Annotated in this window: 19 protein-coding genes; 9 read left to right on the top strand and 10 right to left on the bottom strand. The window is 47.1% G+C overall.

Annotated elements, in window-relative coordinates; all coding sequences use genetic code 11:
- The first annotated feature begins 70 nt into the window (after positions 1-70).
- A complete protein-coding gene (locus U1F02_RS09925; protein WP_409990227.1) occupies positions 71-1,897 on the top strand; it encodes a hypothetical protein in 1,827 nt (608 codons plus the stop codon).
- Positions 1,898-2,007: 110 nt separating this feature from the next.
- Here U1F02_RS09925 and U1F02_RS09920 read toward each other — a convergent pair whose 3' ends face one another.
- On the bottom strand, positions 2,008-2,247 hold the full coding sequence (locus tag U1F02_RS09920; protein ID WP_409990226.1) for a hypothetical protein: 240 nt from the start codon (positions 2,245-2,247) through the stop codon (positions 2,008-2,010).
- A 175-nt stretch (positions 2,248-2,422) separates the two neighbouring features.
- On the opposite strand from U1F02_RS09920, the gene U1F02_RS09915 reads away from it, so the two are divergent.
- The gene (locus tag U1F02_RS09915) at positions 2,423-3,280 is read left to right on the top strand and encodes a PA4780 family RIO1-like protein kinase (protein ID WP_409990225.1); all 858 of its coding nucleotides are present in this window, start codon (positions 2,423-2,425) and stop codon (positions 3,278-3,280) included.
- Between the two features lie 75 nt (positions 3,281-3,355).
- On the opposite strand, the gene U1F02_RS09910 is transcribed toward U1F02_RS09915, so the two are convergent.
- Positions 3,356-5,350 (bottom strand): alpha-L-arabinofuranosidase C-terminal domain-containing protein, encoded by a 1,995-nt coding sequence (locus U1F02_RS09910; protein WP_409990224.1) that lies wholly within the window; start codon positions 5,348-5,350, stop codon positions 3,356-3,358.
- 289 nt (positions 5,351-5,639) lie between these two features.
- On the opposite strand from U1F02_RS09910, the gene U1F02_RS09905 reads away from it, so the two are divergent.
- Positions 5,640-7,652, top strand: a complete 2,013-nt coding sequence (locus tag U1F02_RS09905) for a dynamin family protein (RefSeq protein WP_409990223.1) — start codon at positions 5,640-5,642, stop codon at positions 7,650-7,652.
- A gap of 291 nt (positions 7,653-7,943) precedes the next feature.
- Here the strand turns inward: U1F02_RS09905 and U1F02_RS09900 are convergent, their stop codons facing one another.
- Positions 7,944-8,324: a hypothetical protein gene (locus U1F02_RS09900; protein WP_409990222.1), complete on the bottom strand. Its 381-nt coding sequence runs from the start codon at positions 8,322-8,324 to the stop codon at positions 7,944-7,946.
- Complete coding sequence (locus U1F02_RS09895) at positions 8,321-9,784, bottom strand: ammonium transporter (RefSeq protein ID WP_409990221.1); 1,464 nt, start codon at positions 9,782-9,784, stop codon at positions 8,321-8,323. Before U1F02_RS09895 ends, U1F02_RS09900 begins: the two co-directional genes overlap by 4 nt.
- A 448-nt stretch (positions 9,785-10,232) precedes the next feature.
- Between U1F02_RS09895 and U1F02_RS09890 the strand changes: the two genes are divergently transcribed.
- The 5 genes from U1F02_RS09890 to U1F02_RS09870 all read left to right on the top strand — a co-directional run bounded on the left by U1F02_RS09890 (position 10,233) and on the right by U1F02_RS09870 (position 13,722).
- A complete protein-coding gene (locus U1F02_RS09890; RefSeq protein ID WP_409990220.1) occupies positions 10,233-11,378 on the top strand; it encodes a homoserine O-acetyltransferase in 1,146 nt (381 codons plus the stop codon).
- Positions 11,379-11,384: 6 nt separating this feature from the next.
- Complete coding sequence (gene metW / locus U1F02_RS09885; protein ID WP_409990219.1) at positions 11,385-11,972, top strand: methionine biosynthesis protein MetW; 588 nt, start codon at positions 11,385-11,387, stop codon at positions 11,970-11,972.
- Between the two features lie 12 nt (positions 11,973-11,984).
- Entirely contained in the window at positions 11,985-12,704 is a 720-nt protein-coding gene (locus U1F02_RS09880) for a hypothetical protein (protein WP_409990218.1), read from the top strand.
- A gap of 47 nt (positions 12,705-12,751) precedes the next feature.
- Positions 12,752-13,213: a DUF4426 domain-containing protein gene (locus tag U1F02_RS09875; protein ID WP_409990217.1), complete on the top strand. Its 462-nt coding sequence runs from the start codon at positions 12,752-12,754 to the stop codon at positions 13,211-13,213.
- 86 nt (positions 13,214-13,299) lie between these two features.
- Positions 13,300-13,722 (top strand): GFA family protein, encoded by a 423-nt coding sequence (locus tag U1F02_RS09870; RefSeq protein WP_409990216.1) that lies wholly within the window; start codon positions 13,300-13,302, stop codon positions 13,720-13,722.
- A gap of 62 nt (positions 13,723-13,784) precedes the next feature.
- Here U1F02_RS09870 and U1F02_RS09865 read toward each other — a convergent pair whose 3' ends face one another.
- From U1F02_RS09865 to U1F02_RS09845, 5 genes are read right to left on the bottom strand one after another with little or no spacing between them, the layout of a single operon-like run.
- A complete protein-coding gene (locus tag U1F02_RS09865; protein ID WP_409990215.1) occupies positions 13,785-14,804 on the bottom strand; it encodes an Ldh family oxidoreductase in 1,020 nt (339 codons plus the stop codon).
- A gap of 21 nt (positions 14,805-14,825) precedes the next feature.
- The gene (trxC, locus tag U1F02_RS09860) at positions 14,826-15,260 is read right to left on the bottom strand and encodes a thioredoxin TrxC (RefSeq protein WP_409990214.1); all 435 of its coding nucleotides are present in this window, start codon (positions 15,258-15,260) and stop codon (positions 14,826-14,828) included.
- A 27-nt stretch (positions 15,261-15,287) separates the two neighbouring features.
- A complete protein-coding gene (locus U1F02_RS09855; protein WP_409990213.1) occupies positions 15,288-16,349 on the bottom strand; it encodes a prenyltransferase in 1,062 nt (353 codons plus the stop codon).
- On the bottom strand, positions 16,346-17,062 hold the full coding sequence (locus tag U1F02_RS09850; protein WP_409990212.1) for a class I SAM-dependent methyltransferase: 717 nt from the start codon (positions 17,060-17,062) through the stop codon (positions 16,346-16,348). Before U1F02_RS09850 ends, U1F02_RS09855 begins: the two co-directional genes overlap by 4 nt.
- Positions 17,063-18,376 carry a glycosyltransferase family 4 protein gene (locus tag U1F02_RS09845; protein ID WP_409990211.1) on the bottom strand — a complete coding sequence of 438 codons (1,314 nt, stop codon included), beginning with the start codon at positions 18,374-18,376 and terminating at the stop codon, positions 17,063-17,065.
- Between the two features lie 184 nt (positions 18,377-18,560).
- Here U1F02_RS09845 and U1F02_RS09840 point away from each other — a divergent pair, with 184 nt between their 5' ends.
- Positions 18,561-19,091, top strand: coding sequence for a DUF2059 domain-containing protein (locus tag U1F02_RS09840; protein ID WP_409990210.1), 531 nt, complete (start codon positions 18,561-18,563; stop codon positions 19,089-19,091).
- Between the two features lie 18 nt (positions 19,092-19,109).
- On the opposite strand, the gene xerC is transcribed toward U1F02_RS09840, so the two are convergent.
- Positions 19,110-20,027, bottom strand: a complete 918-nt coding sequence (xerC, locus tag U1F02_RS09835; protein ID WP_409990209.1) for a tyrosine recombinase XerC — start codon at positions 20,025-20,027, stop codon at positions 19,110-19,112.
- Positions 20,028-20,216: the final 189 nt, after the last annotated feature.

The following is a 20,216-nucleotide window of genomic DNA, read 5'->3' as shown; positions in this document are numbered from 1 at the left end:
GAATGTCGCCAACCTACAACAATTAGAAGATGTAACGTTCACTTTTCATCTATTTCGATAAGGTAAGGATATGAAGGGAATTATTTACCCACTCTCAATCGCTGTTTCCAGTTTAGTGTTTTCGATTAACACAAGTGCCCAGACTACAGCACTCACGTCATCCAAACAAAAAGACGTTGCTGAAATCGTCATTAACGGTCAGCAACGTGACTCAGATTGGTTTCGCGCTGAAAGCACACACTTTATTGTGTATTCAGATACCAAGCGCGAGCACGTTTATCATTTAATTAACAAACTAGAGCGCTTCGACTATCTATTGCGCTTGTATGCAAAACCTAATACGTCTTCTGAATCTGAACCAAAGCTTACGCTTTATTACCAGTCTAATTACAAAGATTTAAAAAAGATCGATAAAGAACAACCATCCTACGCGATTGGTTTGTACAACAGTTGCACTCAAGGCGTTCAGGCTTTTGCCACCCACATGTATTACGGTGCCAACCCGGATGTTCCGTTAGAAAAGCAACCTGAGAACGAAGGGCTATCTTATATTTTTGAAGCCTACGCACGACATTTTTTGTATCGCCACACAGATATTCGCAGCCCTAATTGGTACATAGACGGCTTTGCGCAATATTTTGCGAATACTCGTTTTTCCGACAAAGAAACTGTATTGGGCATTCCACCGCAAAGTATTCGCGATTACTTAATGTATATCAGTGGCGGCAACACTTATTACAGTTTGGATTACAAAGATATTCTGCTCGATAACGATACCAAGGGACACAACGTTGGCGGCGAAGCTGGCGTTAAGTTAGAATTTCAGGCGCGCGCCTGGGCACTTACGCATTATATTTTATCGTCTAACGAAAATATTCAGCGCTTCCGCGCTTACAATCAGTTAGTAGCCGCCGGTACCGAGCGCACAAAAGCCTTTGAACAAAGCTTTGGCTTCCCCGTTAAAAAACTCAGCAACTATTTGTGGAAATACAAACGCAAATCTGCCGAAGGATTGAAACTCAATTTAACAACCGGTGGCAATCAAGATATCCAATTCAGCAGCCTTCCTATTTCTGCCAATACATTAGTCTTGGCTGACGCCGCGATTAAATCCTGCCCAACGCCTGATAACGGAAAATCACTTTTACAAAATATTGCAAATGAAGCCAAAAAATATCCCACTAGTGACTATGCGCAAACTATTTTAAGCCGCGCTCAAATTAATTGGGGCGATGCGAAAAGCACCTTGCCTTATTTAAGCTCTATTGCAAAAGGTGATAACGCTGAAGCATTTTATTTACTAGGCGCAGCACAACTTCGTTTGGCGGGCACAAGCCAAGGTGAAGAGAAAACCACCTATTTAAAAGCAGCACAAAGCAATCTTTTAAAAGCGATTAGCTTGAACCCTACCGCTGCAGAAACACAATACGCGTATTTCCAAGCAGGTCTTCTCGCGCACGAAATGCCAACAGAAGAAACTTTTAGCGCGGCCATCAAAGCTCGCACACTCGCACCTGAAGTCGGCAGTTACCTCAGAGTTGCGGCGCTGAGCCACGCTTATTTAAAACAGATACCCGAGACAGAAGCCACCTTGGATTTAATGGCACGCAACAGTCGCGATCCGAAAATGGCGGAGTGGGCAAAAACCTGGCAAGCCAAACTCAGTTCCGGTGTCGCACGAAGCGCTTTACTCGCAGAAATGCGCACGGAAATCGAACCCAATCCACGCTTTGTTGAATGGACAGTTGCCGGGGATTCGGTCATGCAATCTGTTCAAAAATCTGCAGAAATGGCGGCAATAGCAGGGTTTTTGCAGGAGCAGCAAATTCAGGATCAAGCGCGCGGCAATCAAGGCACCGAGAGTAAAACGGGGTCCTTCACCGGGCAACCCAGATAAACGGCGATTAATCGCCTGAGGATGGATGTATCGTCAGCATTCAAGAATGCTGACGAACTTGGGAAAAACAAATAAGGAAAAAATAGAATAATGCTACCCTTAGCGAAGAATTATTCAGAATCTGATTTATTTTCGTATTTTTTTAACACCTTGCATTGGCGCGTGTAAGCCCACCAGGTTGATAAGCAAGACGAGACGATCGCCGCTAACAGCGCCCATATCCAAGTGTTGATAAGCATGTTTTGCGAAAGGCCGTAGCGGTTGTAGTTCCACACAAATAACATAATCAGCGCGGCGCTAAAGGTAAAAATAAAACGGCGCACCCAAAAACGAAATAACATTCTAAACATTAACCTTACCCTCAAATGACGTGACCCTGAGCGGACAAGGTCGCTCTTGCGGGAATAAATGTCATTTTATACAAAATCGCCAAGCTTTAGGCAGCTATCTCCAATATGATAGGCCTAATTAACCCGCCGACCTGAAATCACAGCTCCGCATTGTTCACACTGGAAACTCCGCTTCATGAAAACCCCTCCCAGCCTTGCGCCACTTATCGAAGACGGCCTTGTCGACCATGTTTTTAGATCACTGAAAAGCGGCAAAGAAGCCACCGTTTACGTTGTTTCCTCTGCTGGCGAAATCCGTTGCGCAAAAGTGTATAAAGATGTGGAAAAGCGCAGCTTCCGCAGCCAGACCAAATATCAAGAAGGGCGCAACGAACGCAACTCGCGCCGCGCCCGCGCCATGAGCAAAGGCTCGAACTACGGCCGCAAAGAGCAGGAAAACGCCTGGCAAAATGCTGAGGTAGAAGCCTTGTATCGTTTAGCAGATGCAGGCGTTCGCGTGCCACAACCCTTTGGTTGTTTTGATGGCGTGTTATTGATGGAGTTAGTCATAGATTCCGAGGGCTATGCCGCTCCGCGTTTGAATGATGTGGACTTAACACCAGAGCAAGCGCGCGAATACCATGAATTTATGATGATGGAAGTCGTGCGCATGCTATGCGCGGGTGTTGTTCATGGCGATTTATCTGAATTCAATGTATTACTGAGCTGGCAAGGGCCTGTCATTATCGATTTGCCACAGGCTGTAAATGCCGCAGGAAACAACCACGCGTTCACCATGCTTGAGCGCGATGTAAAAAATATGGCAGATTATTTTGGCCGCTTCGCACCCGAGTTACTCGATACGGATTACGCCCACGAAATTTGGGCGCTTTACGAAAGCGGAAAGCTAAACCCCAGCGTCAAGCTGACTGGCAAGTTTGAACACTCAGCGGTAGAGGCTGATATAGATGCGGTACTGCGCGAAATTGAAGATGCACGCCTGGAAATGGAACGCCGAAAAGCCGCGCGTGAAGCCGCAGAAAGCGAAGACTGACTAGCCTGCGTTAATAATATCCCGCAAATAAAAAGCCACCTTTCGGTGGCTTTTTATTTTTACGCAAGCTCGTTTTTATTTTACTTTCAGTTTCAACACATTCACCGAGTAAGCGCCGGCTTCAACACTGAGCTTGTCACCTTTGGCGTTAAATTTAGTGTCCACTGGGTAAATATTTTTGGGCTTCTCAAATGAGTTGAGATCGTCCAAATTCGCGCTGGTCAATTTAGTTAATGTACCCGAACCTTTAAGTTGTGCACCTTTAATGTTGATAGACAGCGTTTGTGGTTTTGAATCGGTGTTAACCAGCTTAATAATCACTTCCTGCGTGTTTTCATCTTTAGTTGCGGTCGCAAAAAGATTACTTTGACCTGTTACAGGCTTGCCTTGGTTGGTAATTGCAATCAAATCGGTTCCCTTATTGTTGGAAAACAATTTTTGCACGTAGTAGTTGGCAGAACCGTAAGATTCCAAATTGTTAAACCAAATTAAATCTGGCGTCCATTGCCATGCGTCTACATGCGCAAGCAAAGGTGCGTAAGACGTTAAATAAACCACATCTGCATTGCGCTCTAAACCTGTCATAAAGGCCGCTTCTGAAAACGCCGTTTCCCAATTGTTTTTGTTGTCTGGGCTTACGGTGGCTACGCTTTGCGCTGCAAATTCGCCGGCAAAAATTTTGGGGCCGCTGCGATCATAGTTGTCATAACGCGTTACGTTCTCGCGGAACCACTTTGGATCTTTGTAATAGTGTTCATCTACCAATTCAGCGTTCAGTTTTTTCAACTCGGCTTGCGCGTAATCGAAATGCGGACCTTCAGGGAATGGGCCAGCGCCTGATACGATTTTAATTTCAGGATACTTGGCTTTTATCGCCGCTTGGAAAACTTTGAAGCGCTCAATGTATTGATAACCCCATTGCTCGTTACCCACGCCAATCATTTTTAAATTGAAGGGTTTTGGGTGACCCATGTCCGCACGCACTTTACCCCATGGTGTTGTTAAATCGCCGTTGGCGAATTCAATTAAATCAAGCGCGTCTTGCACGTAGGGATCAAGTTCAGCGAGGGGAACCAATTCGCCTGTGTTGAATTGGCAAGCAATCCCGCAACTTAAAATAGGCAGCGGCGAGGCACCAATATCTTCCGCTAATTGGAAATATTCAAAAAAGCCCAAGCCAAAGGATTGGAAATAATCTGGCGCGGGTTTGTGCGCGAATTCTTTGTTCCAACGGTTGATCATAGATTCGCGGTCTTCCACATTACCTACGGTTTTTTTCCATTGGTAACGTTCTGCCAAGGTGCGGCCTTCCACAATACAGCCGCCAGGGAAACGCAAGAATCCGGGTTTCAAATCATAGAGCAGTTGCACCAAATCTTTACGCAAACCACCTTTGCGATTTTTCCAAGTGTCTTCCGGGAAAAGCGAAATCATATCCAGATCAATATCGCCTTTACCTTCAAAAGATAATTTCAACTGTGCTTTGGCTTCGGTGGCATTTGCAGTCAGTTGTGCGGAGTAATTTTTCCACTGCGGAGAGTTGGGGCTGATGCTTGCCTCAGCCAAGACTTTTTTGTCTTTATCGATCAACTGCACGCGAATTTTTTTAATATCACCAGCGTGGTTGGCCGCTTTCAAGCTGAGGTTGTACTTCTCACCTTTTTTAACGCCCATGCCACGAAAACCTTCGTTAATCAGCTCGTAACCTTTGTCGTTATTGATAGTGATGCGCGCAAAGTTTTTGTTGGTTTTGTTGTCGCTAGTATGAATGATGTTGGCAATGCCCGATTGCTCATTAAAACTTTGGGTACTGCTGTTGGGTTCTTTCCAACCCATCATGCGGGTATCGAATTCAAAGGAGCGGTTTTTTACCATCTCGGCGTAGAGGCCACCGTCGGCTGCAAAGTTAATATCTTCGAAGAAAATGCCGTACATAGTGGGTTGGATTTTGGTGAGCGATTTGCTGGCATCAACCTCCAGATCAAGCGCATATACACTCGCGGCACTCATCAATAAACCCAGCGCGCCGATTATTTTGGAGGCGCCCTTTATTTTGCAGCTGTGATTCATGTTATTTTCCTGTGTTGGCAACGGAGTATTGTCATATAATAATTTCAATTATTAACGTCGGCAATGTTAACGCATCAAACAATAGAGAGAAGCTAATTCACATCGGAAGGGTGACAGAATTGGCAAATTGTCACCATTCTCCACCATTAGTCAGCTAAATTGACCACTAATTGCTCAAGATCTAGCCAGCTCCGGCCAATTCGGTTTTAATTGAAATTACAACAATAAAGGCTTAGCCCATTCATTTCTAAGCCGTAGCCCGCGTTTTAATTGAACGAGCGACTCTCCTATGGACGTTAGAGCACTACATCGCCAAATGACACAGTACAACCGTTGGAAGCGCCAGTTGGATGAGCGCCTACAACGTTTTGAAGCTTGGGGCGAAAGCCACCAAATGCTGAGCCTAGATGTACAGCGCACGCTTCAAAAAGCCCGCACCCTCTTGCGCGGCGACAGTTTCACTATTGCCTGCGTGGGCGAGTTTTCCCGCGGTAAAACCGAATTAATTAACGCACTTTTGTACACCGAGGGTGGTCGCCGATTGCTGCCATCCCAACCCGGGCGCACCACCATGTGCCCTACCGAGATTTTTTGGGATGCCCAAACGCCGGTAAATTGCGTTCGCTTGCTGCCGATTGAAACCCGCCGCACCAATACCAGCTTGCAAAAGTTCAAGCGCATTCCCCAAAACTGGGTGACGGTCAACTTTGATCCGCGCGACCATGAGCAAACCCGCGCAGCCATCAATCAAGTTTCGGCCAGCAAGTGGGTTTCACCGGCGGATGCACTCAAACTCGGCTTCGCGATGGATGAACTGGGCGAACGCGACGATCAAGGTCGCGTTGCCGTACCGGCTTGGCGCCACGCCCTTATCAGCCTCGATCACCCGCTGCTACGCCAAGGCTTACGCATTGTGGACACTCCCGGCCTGAATGCGCTGGGCAACGAGCCTGAACTTACCTTAAAGACCTTACCTGAAGCCCAGGCGATTTTATTTTTGATGTCTGCCGACGCTGGTGTAACCGCGAGCGACATGGCCATTTGGCGTGAACACGTGCAAACCCTGCGCGATGAGCAATGCACCGCCGTACTCGCGTTGCTCAACAAAATCGACAGTCTGTGGGACGACTTGCAAAGCCCCGCCGAGGTCAACACAGCTATAGAGCAAATTCGCCACACCACCGCCCAACAGTTGAAGCTTGCACCCGAGCAAGTGATCGCGCTCTCCGCCAAACAAGGCTTGCTCGCTAAAGTTGGGCGCAATTTGCCCCAGTTGGAGCGCAGCAACTTTCCGCAACTTGAGCGCAAACTGGCGGATGTGGTTTTACACAGCCAGCAGCAAATTATTGGCCATAGGCTGGTAGGCGACAGCTATGAAATGATCATCAACACGCGTAACAGCCTCGCCCAACGCCTTAACGCCTGTGAAGCCGAGATCAACGTTCTGCGCGCAGCGGCACCGCAAGAAGCCGCGGAAACCTTGCAACAACTGCGCGACACCATCCGCCAAACTCATCACCAATACCATAAACAAGCGCTCTCTCTGCGCACCAGCCAGCGCTTGTTGGAATCGCAACGCGTCGCATTGCTCGCGCCCGTCAGCTCCGGCTTGTTGGAACAGCAAATCAGCAGCGCGCACCGCAACCTCGCCCAAAGTTGGACAACACTTGGGCTTGCGCGCGCCATCGGCAATTTCTTTGATGATGTGGACAGCAGCCTGCAACACATTGAACGTGAAATTGAGCGCGCCAATCGCGTCCTCATCTCCATTTATGAACGCCCTGAACACAATTTGACGGGCGACGACTTACTCATGCGTCACCTCTTGAAGATTCATAACCAGCGCCGCCAGCTGCGCCAGCTACATAAACGCGCTGACGATTTCCGCTTCTCGTTGAACACTTTGCTCACCCGCAAAGGTGCATTGATCAACCGTTTTATCAACACGCTGGTGCAGGAGGTTCGCAACACCTATCAGGAATTGAACGACCATATTTCTCAATGGTTACAAGAAGCGCTCGCGCCCCTGATTCACAACAACCAGTACCAAAAGCAATTGCTCGAAGCCCACATGCTGCGCCTGACCCAGCTGCAAACCCAACGCAACACCCACGCCGAGCAAATCGAAAGCTTGCAAACCAACATCTACCAACTCCAAACCGCGCTGGGTTCACTGGAACCTTTGTATCAAGAGATTATCAGCGCACCGCTGGTTAGCGACGCAAGCGAAAAGCTGGCGGAGATTCGTAGCGGGCAGGTAGTGTCTTTGATGGAGGCGAGAAAAGCAGCGCGGGCGAATTAACTGCTACGGTTAAATGCCTCCTAAAACGCTCCCAGACTATCTTATCGCCATTCTGAGCGACGCCACTCCTGCGCCGCATAGCGGGCCTGTCAATCAGCTAGCTGATTGCCGTTCGTTTTCGCGCGAAGCATGCTTCACATGCGCTCGACTCACCCATGCGCCTGCGGCATACCGTTCATCCTGAACATAAAAAAGGCCGGATCCAGTCTTGGTTCTGGAATCCGGCCAACAGAGTTCGTTAACAGCTAACGACAGGTAAAAACTTCAGGTACTCAAACCTCGGTAAAAAACTTAACGCAAACGCCCCACGTAGTGCTTGTCTGATTCAGCAGCAGGTTGCTCAGGCTCCGGCTCTATAACTTCGTGCACCGCGTGTTCTACGGGAATGGAGACTCGAGAAGACGCACTTACCATCATGCGGCGTGGCTGTAAGGGAGAATCGGCAAACAACCCGCCCTCGCCAAAATAAATGTCTTCGAGCTTATGGCTCATAGTCTGCAAATCGGCATTTGACGTTGAGTTCGCCAACTCCAGTACGTGCAGGCAGTATTCCGGGTTGGTGCTCATGTATTTGATATCGGTCACACGTCCTATCTCGCGGCGAAGTTGCACGTGCAGGCGTCCCATCAAACCAAAAGCCTGGCTTTCCAATTCTTCTACGGATGAATTCATAGGACTTGTTCCCCGTGCTGCTCTATATCAAGGCCCTCGTTTTCTTCATCCATGTCCACGCGCAAGCCAATAATTTTGTCAATAAAAATCAAAATAACGCTAGTTACCAAGCTCGCATAAATCACAGTAGTGGCGACACCGATGGATTGAACCGCCAGGCTTCCTTCAACACCGCCAATGCTCTTGACCGCGAATACCCCGGTAAGTAACGCACCGACTATGCCGCCCACAGCATGGACGCCGAACACATCCAAAGAGTCGTCATAACCCATCGTGGATTTCAACCATGTAGCGCCCCAATAACAGGCGATGCCGGCCGCTATACCAATCGCGAAAGCTCCTGTCACACCTACGAACCCAGAGGCAGGTGTAATGGCAACCAAACCAGCCACCGCACCAGACACCATGCCCAATACAGACGGTTTACGGCGTTTAAACCATTCAATCGCCATCCAAGTCATGGCTGCTGCAGCTGTCGCCAATTGAGTGGTGAACATGGCCATACCTGCACGACCATCAGCAGCACCCGCTGAACCTGCGTTGAAACCGAACCAACCTACCCAGAGCAAGGACGCGCCGACCACCGTAAGAATTAAATTGTGTGGTGGCATGGATACGCGACCAAAACCCAAGCGCGGGCCAACAATGATGGCCGCAACCAAACCTGAAACACCGGCGTTAATGTGAACTACAGTTCCACCGGCAAAATCCAACACCCCAAGGGAAGCCAACCAGCCTGTAGGTTCCCATACCCAATGGGCAACGGGAGCGTAAACAAACAGCGACCAAAGAGCGATAAACACAACCAAAGCAGAGAACTTCATACGCTCGGCAAAAGCACCGGTAATCAAGGCGGGGGTGATAATGGCAAAGGTCATTTGAAACATCATAAAGACGCTTTCAGGAATGGTTTGCGCCACGTGATGAACTGTGACCATGCCGGTTTCTTTTATGTATTCCATGCCGTTTAAAAGCAGGCGGTCAAAGCCGCCGATCCACGGGGTTTTACCCGGTGTAAATGCGATGCTGTAACCCACAATCACCCACAAAATAGAGACTATGCAGGTCGCTGCAAAGCTATGAGCCATAGTGGACAAGACATTTTTCTTCCGCACCATACCTGTGTAAAAGAGAGCTACGCCGGGGATGGTCATTAACAAAACCAAGGCGGTAGAGACCAACATCCATGCGGTATCACCTGAGCTGATCGTGCTGGTGCTGACCAATGTAGGTTTAGTCATGGGCGGAGCAGCCGGGGCTTCGGCGGGCGCAGCAGCAACAGGCGCTGCAGGTGCAGGGGTCGCTTCTACTGGCGCGGCTTCCGAAGCGGGAGCCGCCGTGTCAGGCGCAACTATGGCGGAAGAAGCATTGCTAGCGGTCGCGTCTTGCGCAAAGCAAGGCGCCGCGGCTAAGCCGAGAAATAGGGAAAGCACACATAGCTTGAAGTAAGTAAAGCGCATTCAAACACCTCATAAGTTGGTAGGTGAGGCGTAGCATTTAATGTGCCAGTGGAAATATACGTCATAAGACGGGGATAAACCTGCTCTAAGGGTTCAAAACTGGGCAAAATCTAGCCTCAAATTTGACCCATACGCACCGAATTTGTGCAAAGCACTAAATTTTGTGAAGAAGATCACAGGGAGAAGATGCAGACGTGCTCGGGCTCTATCCACCAAAAAGCGCTTATATAAGGTGACTTAACTTGCAGCTAATAAGCTGCGTCTTTAGACTGGCGCCCCATAACCGTAACGCACAATTTTAAGAAAGAAGTCGGCGAAAGAGCCGATAAATGAGGCAAAACCTGTGTGAAAGGCGCGTCGCCCACCAAGCGATAACAGCACCGACTAACAAAAGCAGGCTAAGCTTTGCGTTTAACTCCCGCTTTTCCGCATCTATAAAGAGAACACCATGCCTGATGTGCTACCACCCGATTCTGTCGGGATTGTCACACCACAGACCTTGCACTTTAGCGAGCCACTCCTGTTGGCTTGCGGTAAAACCCTGAGCGACTATCAACTCGTCTACGAAACCTACGGCCAGCTCAACGCCAACAAAAGCAACGCCGTGCTGATTTGCCACGCGCTCTCTGGCCACCACCACGCCGCGGGCTACCACAGCATGAGCGACAAACGCCCCGGCTGGTGGGATTCTTATATCGGCCCCGGCAAACCTATCGACACCAACAAATTTTTCGTCGTTAGTTTAAACAACATTGGCGGCTGCCATGGCTCGACTGGCCCAAGCAGTATCAACCCCGAAACCGGCAAACCCTGGGGGCCCGATTTCCCCAAACTGCGCGTGCGCGATTGGGTGCACAGCCAAGCGCGTTTGGCCGATAAACTCGGCATCGACGTATGGGCTGCGGTTATCGGCGGCAGCCTCGGCGGCATGCAAGCCATGCGTTGGACATTGGAATATCCTGACCGCGTTCGCCACTGCGCGGTGATTGCCTCGGCCATGAAATTGAGCGCGCAAAATATTGCGTTCAACGAAACCGCACGTCAGGCGATTATCAGCGACCCCAACTTTCACGATGGCCGCTACCAAGAACACAACACCGTACCGCGCCACGGTTTAGGCGTTGCGCGCATGATTGGCCACATTACCTACTTGTCGGATTACGACATGGGCGAAAAATTTGGTCGCGATTTACGCAGCGGCAGTTTTGATATTGGAACCGACGAAGAAGTTGAATTTCAAATCGAAAGCTACCTGCGCTACCAAGGCGGCAACTTCGCTAAACAATTTGATGCCAACAGTTATTTGTTGATTACCAAAGCGCTCGACTATTTCGATTTAGCACGCGAATACGGCGACGATGCCAGCGCAGCATTTAAAAATGCCCAAGCAAAATTTTTAGTGATTTCCTTCAGCACTGATTGGCGCTTTGCACCTGAACGCTCGCGCGAAATTGTGAGCGCATTAATCGGCGCGCAAAAATCTGTCACCTACGCCGAAATTGAATCCAAATCCGGCCACGATGCCTTCCTCTTACCCAATGAGCGCTACGAACAAGTTTTTGGTCGTTATCTCGCAGGCATAGCGACGGAGTAAGCGAACATGCGTATTGATTTAAACGAAATTCAACATTGGATCAAACAAGGCAGCCGCATTCTCGACTTAGGTTGCGGCGATGGCACGCTCTTAAAATTTTTGGCCGACAATAAACAAACCCAAGGCTACGGTTTGGAAATTGATGCCGAGCAAATTAATTTGTGCATCGATAAAGGCTTAAATGTTATCGAACAAAACCTCGACCGCGGCCTCGGCAATTTCGCGGACAATAGTTTTGACACCGTGCTTATGACACAAGCGCTACAAACACTTCACTTCCCACATTTAGTGTTAGATGAAATGTTGCGCGTCGGCAAAGAATGTATCGTCACCTTCCCCAACTTCGGCCACTGGAAAGCGCGCCTGCATTTATTCACCCGCGGCCGCATGCCCGTGTCCGATTTACTGCCCTACGAATGGTACGACACACCCAACATTCACTTTTGTACCTTCAAAGATTTTGAGGTGCTCTGCCGCGAACGCAATTACAAAGTCATTCACCGCCAAGTGGTCAATGAGCAAAGCGGCGATTTGCTAAAAGATGCATTACCTAATTTGTTTGGCGAAACGGCGATTTATCATTTGAGTAAATAAACAAGGAAAGTTATGCGCAATAAAATCTGGATTGCCGCACTTGTAGCTTCATTTGCGGCCGGTTTTGGTATCCATGCTTTTATCAGCACACCAGATTCTACAGTGTCCGTTCAAGCACAATCTCAATTATCCAACCTTGACGAAAAGACATTAGACATTGATGCTATAAAATTTCCCGATGGCTCGATCCAGTCAAGCAGCTCAGTAAAAGACACGGAGTCGAAGTCCAGCATCGCTCATTCGTCACAAAGCGGAGCATCCAATTCTAGCAGCTCGTCATCAACAGCTGCTTCAGCCGAGACCGGGCCAGATCCAACCAACAGTCTTTCAAGCACACCACCGAATCAATTGAGCGATGAAGAAATCGACCAAAACATTCCCAAGCCATTTAATGATTCTTTCAAAAAGGCACACCAAAGCTTAAAGGAGAAATACAAAGATTTTTTAGAAACAAACAATCAGCGTAAAGATGACTGGGATATACGTATGCAAGGCCTTCTAACCGACTTCGTAATGAGCCGGCCATTAGCAACCGACATAAAAATTGAATCCATTCGTTGCAACGCAAACATGTGTGAAATGCGCTTATTCGAGCAGAAAAAATTCTTACTATTAGGCCTGTTTGGGGACTTAATGCAACAACCCTGGGTATTAGATGAAGTTACTGGTACCGTAGATTTCAACGCTGATCATAGTGCATGCTATATATTAATGATGCGTAAAACTCAATAACCTTAACGTTTCAAAAAAGCCAATACATACTTTAAGAGGTTTTCGTCATGAAGCATTTAATCTTATTTTTAATGTTAACCCTGAGCTCGCTATTTGCTGTCGCGCAAATAAACCAAACAAAAGAAATCCAAACCTCACAAAAATTTGGCAATTACACCGTTCACTACAACGTCTTCAACAGCAAAAATATCCCAGCGGAAGTGGCGACCCTTTATAAACTCACGCGCGCTAAAGATATTGCGTTAGTAAACATCAGCCTCACCAAAACTGAAAACGGAACCACAAGTTTGGGTTTACCAGCCAAGGTGAGTGTAAAAGCCGTTAACTTAATGCAACAAGTCAAAGAGCTGGACTTTATGGAAATAAAAGAGCCCGACGCAACTTATTACATTGCCAAGTTTCGCCATACCAATGAAGAAGATATTCGGTTTGAAGTGAGCGTGGTACCGCAAGGTGAAAGCAAACCTTTGACAGTTAGCTTTACTCGGAAGTTGTTTACAGAGAATTAATTAAAAACTCAATAACAACTAAAAAGGGAGCCCTCATCCTCCCGTACGATTCCCTACCAAACACTTCATAGGCTCGACATTAGACAATGGAAAACATAAAAGGCGGTTGCCTCTGCGGTTCAGTCCGCTACGAATCCAATGCAAAACCTATAATGACGCGTGCATGCTGGTGTCGCACCTGCCAACATCTTGCCTCGGGCAACGCAACCGTAAATATGGTTTTTGCGACGGACGCCGTTAGCATTACCGGTGAGTTGAGCGATTTTGAAAGTACTGCGGATAGCGGTAATAAAATGCACCGAAAGTTTTGCCCCAAGTGCGGTGTGCATTTATTTAGTCAAGCGGAAGTTCGCCCGCATATTTTAATTATTCGTGCGGGTACACTTGATGAACCCAGCGATGTAAAAATTGATGCGTTAATTTGGACATCTTCAGCACCCAAGTGGGCGTATCTCGACCCCAATATTCCACAATTTGAAAAGCAACCACCTGCACCAACTGTGAAATAAAATTCGAAGTATCCATTCCCTCCTCTTTTTAGGGGGAGGGGATTGAAAACTCCCTGCTAAATTTAAAACCTAATTCCTACCGCCGCTAGCTGCTCCACAATTTCTCTATGCAGAGGCACACCTTCAGTTAAATTTTTGTCTCGCGCTGCCCATCCGCGTTCGCTGGGGTAATTGAAATCGGTTGTTTCGTTTTTTAAATAGGTTAAAAAAGTTGTTACTCGTTCATCGAAATCTTTTCGTTCAATAAAGGCATCTACATTAAGTGCGATAAAAATTTTGCTGGCCGTTGAATCTATGCCACTGGTATCGCGCGCTAGAATATCGAAGGTAAACGCAGAACCTGCGAGCGCTGCGGTGAGGAGTTCAAACATAACAGCCATGCCCGCGCCTTTATGTTCGCCCATGGGAGTTACTGCGCCTTGTAAAATTTCTTTGGTATCAGATGTTGGATTGCCATTCGCATCTATCCCCCAATTGCTCGGCGCTGATTTTCCTTCGCGCAACCACGTACTAACTTTGCCTACCGCGGCTTGGCTCATGGCCATATCTAAAACGATGGGTGTATCGGGATTTTCGTTGGGGATTCCAATTGCTAATGGATTATTTCCAATCACACGATTTTTCGCACCCGCAATCGCCATAGTGGGAATCGCATTGGTTGTGCATAACCCAATAAAACCTGCCTGCGCTGCATGGCTCGCGTAAGCATGAGCGCGACCCCAATGGGTTGTGTTTCTGGCGAGACAAACACCTACACCAAAATTTTTTGCTCGCTGCACTGCTGCATCCATAGCTTTTATGGATGCGTAACGACCCGGGCCGTTGTCGCAATCCAATACACAAATAGCACCAAGCTCACGGACTACGGAAAATTTTGGTTTTGCAGTAGCACGATTTTCAGAAAGCGCGCTTAACAAACCCGGCAACATGCGTACACCATGCGAAGGTACTTCCAGCAAATCTGCCTCGGCCATAACCTGAGCTTCTATTTTCGCTTGCTCTAAACTAACACCTGCATTGTGAATAGCTCCGGTCACGGATTCGCAGAGCAACTCATAGGGTACGCGTAAAAACTCGGTCATATTTTTCTCGTATTTAAAAAATTAAATTCCTGTAGAACGCAACCATTGTTGCAATTGCGGTAGCGACATAGCGCCCGAAATACGCTGAGCTTCTTTGCCCTGCTTAAACAATATTAAGGTGGGAATGCTACGAATAGACCAACGCTGCGCAATACTCGGTACGGCTTCTGTATTCAACTTCGCCAAGCGTAACTTTGGTTCAAACTGAACGGCGGCTTGTTCAAATACGGGCGCAAAACTTTTGCAGGGACCGCACCAAGGTGCCCAGCAGTCCACCAATACGGGAATGTCATTTTTATCTAACATTGAATTTACATTGCCCGGGTGCAGTTCAACCGGTTTGCCAAAAAACAACGGCTTCTTGCATTTTCCACATTGGGGCTTATCACCCAAACGCTCTTGCGGTAAACGATTAATGGCATTGCAATGCGGGCAGGAAATTTGAATTGGGTTCATAAAAATTATTCCAATATTTCGAATTACCTAGGCTTCGATTTGCTGAAGCCACTCTGAATGTTGCGCGTGAGCAACAAATAAGGTTGACGCGGCAGTGTGTGAGGTTAAAGCATCGGCGGCTAATAAAATCACACCAGCAGTCCAAGTTGTTTTTTCACGTGGCCAAATAACCTTGTCGCGAAAGTTGTATCCGGTCCAGTAGCCGCCATCTTCATCCAAAAATTGATGCAACCAACTAAATAGCGAGACAGCTTTTGCATGTTCGCCAGCCGCGAGCAACGCAAGCGTTAGTTCACACGACTCAGCAACTGTTACCCAAGGTTCATCACTCACGCAGCGACAACCTACATTATTTTCAACAAATATTTGCCAGCGAGATTCAATACGCTCTTGCGCCGCTTTAGCTTGCACAACACCCGCAAGTACGGGATAAAACCAATCCATGGAAAAGCGTTCTTTGGATTCCCAAGTACGATCAAAACATTCGGGGTGATGACGTAATGTGTTACCTAACTTTTGATAGGCCTTTAACCAGCCTGCGTAATCAGCATTTAATTCCTGCGCACAGAGAATGGCACATTGCAGGCTTTTGTAGATGGACGAACATGCAGTGACGAGTGCATCTTTTTTTGCGCTACCATCTTCCGCTACTGCCCAATAGATTTCACCCGTGGGCGACTGATAGCGAAGCACAAATTCAATGGCTTTTTGAACAACGGGAAACATCTTCTGCAAGAAATCGCTGTCGCGTGAAATCAAATAATGGTGCCAAACACCCGTTGCTATATAAGCGATAAAATTTGTTTCACGATGATTCTTATCGACGGGTTGATGATCTAAATAATTCGCCCACCAACTACCGTCTTCTAATTGTTCTGCAGCGAGCCATAAATAGGCGCGCTCCGCTGCTTTTAATTCACCACCAACACTAAGTCCCATAGCTGCTTCGATATGATCCCATGGATCGGCTTTGCCTTCCTTAAACCAAGGGATACAACCATTAGGCAGTTGGTTTTGCAAAATATAATTTATGGTTGGCCGCAACAGGCTTTCGGGAAAAAATCCTTTGGTGAGCAATAAATTTTTCATTGGGATTTATCAGCTTTTATAAAATGCATGACGACACTTTTTCCAACTATCGGATTCAATATCCTTTCTACGGTTTGGGTGATCCATGGCTTTTGCATCAAATCCCAAACGAGTAAGCGATGATAGAGTTTGATAATACGCGAGCTATCTTGCGAACCCCACCACAAACATTTCAACCACCAAAAAGGTGAATGAAGGGCATGCGCCCAGTAGCGATGTGTGTGTACGAAGCCCATAGCTTCAACCTTAGCTCGCAAATCTTTTGCGTTAAAAATTCGGATATGCCCACCTTCTACTTGATGGTAAGCCGCACTCAAGCGCCAACATATTTTTTCTGGCCATGCACGGGGTACAGATATCGCCAGAGTGCCATTTGGTTTTAATACGCGTTTTATTTCGCCTAAAACCGCTTGGTAATTTTCTATGTGCTCTAGCACTTCGCTGCAAATAATTTTATCGAAACTACAATCGGCAAAGGGCAGTTTGGTGGCGTCCGCTTGCTGGAGCGAAAAAACACTGCGGGGATTGTAATTCGCGAAAGGGGTAAAACGCTCCAACGCAATGTTTAAATCCCGTGCAGATAAATCCACGCCTACCGCAGTGAGATTGTGTTCAAGGCAGGCATGAATAATATGGCGTCCTTCCCCACAACCCAGATCCAAAAGTGTATCGCCATCCTTAAACGCGAGCAGCTTGTAATTTATCGTCAACAATTAAGCGCTTCTCGCATTGGTTAATATATTGCGATAGTAATCGCTAAAGCGCTCGCCCACCACTTGCCAGGATAAATGCTGCAAGCTATGAACACGACCTGCAATGCTTAATGTGTTGCAGCTATCTTCGTCGGTCAATAAATCGCGAATGGCTTGCGCAAGCTGATTCACATCGCCCGCTCTGACAAGGCAAGCTGCATCACCCACAACTTCCGGCAAGGCACCACCATCACTACAAATTAACGGAATGCCACAAGCAAGTGCTTCGGCCGCGGGCAATCCAAAACCCTCGTAGAGCGATGGCACTATGGCGAGTTTGGATTCAGCGTAAGTTGCGACTAGTTCATCCGTAGAAATACCAGATCGAAAATCGACGGCTTCAATAAGTTTAAGCGAATACAATTCTTTTTCCGTTGCGCCCTCTGGTTTTAGCTTTCCAATCACAACCAGCTTTAGCTGTGGAAACTCGATTCGCAAAATTGCTAAAGCATTTAATAAAACACTTAAACCTTTTAAGGGTTGATCTGAAGATGCCGTTGTAATGAGCTGCCACTGTTTGCGTTTGATGTGAGGTTGCGGCTTAAAAATATCCGTATCAATACCATTAGGAATTACGTTGATTTTTTCTGTGGAGCGCTCAAAAGCCTCTGCGATATCTTGTTGTGATTGTTTGGAAACAGTCACAACATGATTCAGTTTTTGCACAACATCTTTTTGCATAACCAAAAAGTTGTACCAACGATTGATTAGCCACTTATGGCCTTTTGTAGTTGCGGCTTGCAAGGCTATATCGCGGTCGCGTGTGATAGGGTGGTGAACGGTGGCAATTATATTTTCACCACGCTTTTGCAATTCGAGTAATCCGTAACACAAGCTCTGATTGTCGTGGATAATATCGTAATGGGGTTTGTGCTTTTTGAAGTAACGAACAAGGCGACGACCAAAACAATAAGGCTCACCGAAACCGCCACTTAATTTACTCCACCATTCGTAAAAATCCGCAAAGCAAAATAAATGTTTAAAATCTAACGCGCGCGTGGGATTTTCAACCGCATATAAATCCAAACTTGGCAGCTGAATTAAATTCACGCGAGCGTCGAGTTCGGGATAAGGCGGGCCTGAAATGACATCCACACTATGGCCCTGTTCCACTAATGCTTTACTCAAATAGTGTAGGTATATGCCCTGACCGCCCACATGAGGATGGCTACGATAACCGAGCAATGCAATGCGCAAGCCGGAACCTGTTTGCATTGCGTTAACCGCTGGCATTGGAGTCGCAGCCTTGTGGGAACTTGTAGAAAAGTAAGACATATAAAAAGCAACCAGAAAATGTAAAGGTAATTTACCACAGGTTTTACCGTTTTCGATTATTCGCTCAACGATTATATTTGTGCGCGAGCCCGCTGATTTTTCGCTCGGCGGGGTTTATTCTGTGCGGGCTTTTATGGCTTCAAACTATTTACATTCAATGACATAACATTAAAAGGAAAGATCAATGAAAAAATTAATCGCTATTACAGGACTTTGTCTGATTTCCCTGACTGCGTTTGCAGATTCAAAGCCAAGCGATGCCTCGCTCGAAGAGTTGCTGGTAGTAACAGAATCGCAAAAATTAATGGACGGTATATGGCCGCAAATGGAACGAATGATGAGCGATACTGCGAAGCGCTCCACTACTGAAGGCCAATTCACTCAGGAACAAAAAGAGGTGCTGGATCGCAACTTGGCGAAGATGTCAGCCGTCATTAAAGAAGAGTTCGCTTTCGAAAAAATGAAGCCTATGTTTATCAATATTTACAGCGATGCTTTCACGCAAGAGGAAGTTGATGGCATGCTCAAATTTTACAAGAGTAAAGCTGGCCAAGCAGTGATTAAGAAAATGCCACAGGTAATGCAGGGCTCTATGGTTATGGTACAAACGCAAATGCAAACCCTTGGCCCCAAGATACAAAAGATCCAGCAGGAAATGACTGAGGAAATGAAGAAAACCACGGAGAAGCACGCAGGTACCGCGCCCACTAAATAATTAAAAAAAATGGCCGGATCACTCCGGCCTTTCCTGTGGTTCTTTTTTCCGCTGCGCACGTGGATGCGCACTGTCATAAACTTTTGCGAGATGTTGAAAATCCAAGTGTGTGTAAATTTGCGTGGTAGAAATATTCGCGTGACCCAACATCTCCTGCACCAGTCGCAAATCACCACTAGACTCCAACATATGGCTGGCGAAGGAATGGCGCAGCATATGCGGGTGCACTGGCGTATCCATTCCCTGCTGCACGCTCAATTGCTGCATGCGCATCTGCACAGCGCGGTGCGTAATGCGCGTACCTTTTTGCGAAATAAAAATTGCCTGTTCGGCTGAATCTTTTAGCAAATTTTTTCGGTGTGATAGCCAGTCTATCAGTGCCGCAATAGCGTGACTACCTATGGGTAACATTCGGGTTTTATTGCCTTTACCCAGAACAGTCACCATTCCATCACTCAAATCTACATCGTGCAGGTTTAAGCCAACCACTTCAGCCAAGCGCAAACCGGATGAATAAATTAATTCCAGCAAGGCGCGATCGCGCAGCGCTAAAACAGAATCGCCTTCTACGTTTACAAATTGCGCAGTTTGATCAACATCCAGCGTTTTGGGTAATTTCTTTGGGCTTTTAGGTGCTTGAATTGCATCGGCAGGATTATTTTTTGCCCAGCCTTTTCGAATCGCAAACGCAAAAAAGCTGCGCATGGCTGACAACCAACGGGATAAACTTTTTCCACCCAAACCTTGGCGATGCAATTGCGCCACCATTTGGCGAATATGTTGTGAGCGAATATCGGCCAATTGCGTTAACGAATAAGTTTTGCAGGAGTCCGCAAATTTTTGTAAATCGCGCTCGTAATTAGTTTGCGTGTGCACAGAGAGTTGCTTTTCGCTCCGCAAAAATTCAATAAATTCTGCACGTTCTTGTTGGTACATAAGCGAATCTCTAGCCTTGCGATTGCGTTGTTCTTAGCTAAACAGTTTATCCCCTCAGATTCAAGGGAAATCGCCTGCATTAATTTGCGTATAAGGCTTGAAGTTTTGCTCCCCCGCCCCCAATCTTTGCCCTTTGATTGCGTGCTGGCATTTCCTTGCCATATGAACAAACGTGCAGAGAACAAAATC

It is taken from the genome of Cellvibrio sp. (assembly GCF_046347455.1).
Taxonomy (GTDB): Bacteria; Pseudomonadota; Gammaproteobacteria; order Pseudomonadales; family Cellvibrionaceae; genus Cellvibrio.
The sequence above is the reverse complement of the archived record's forward strand: the minus strand, read 5'-3'. Positions and strand labels throughout refer to the sequence as shown.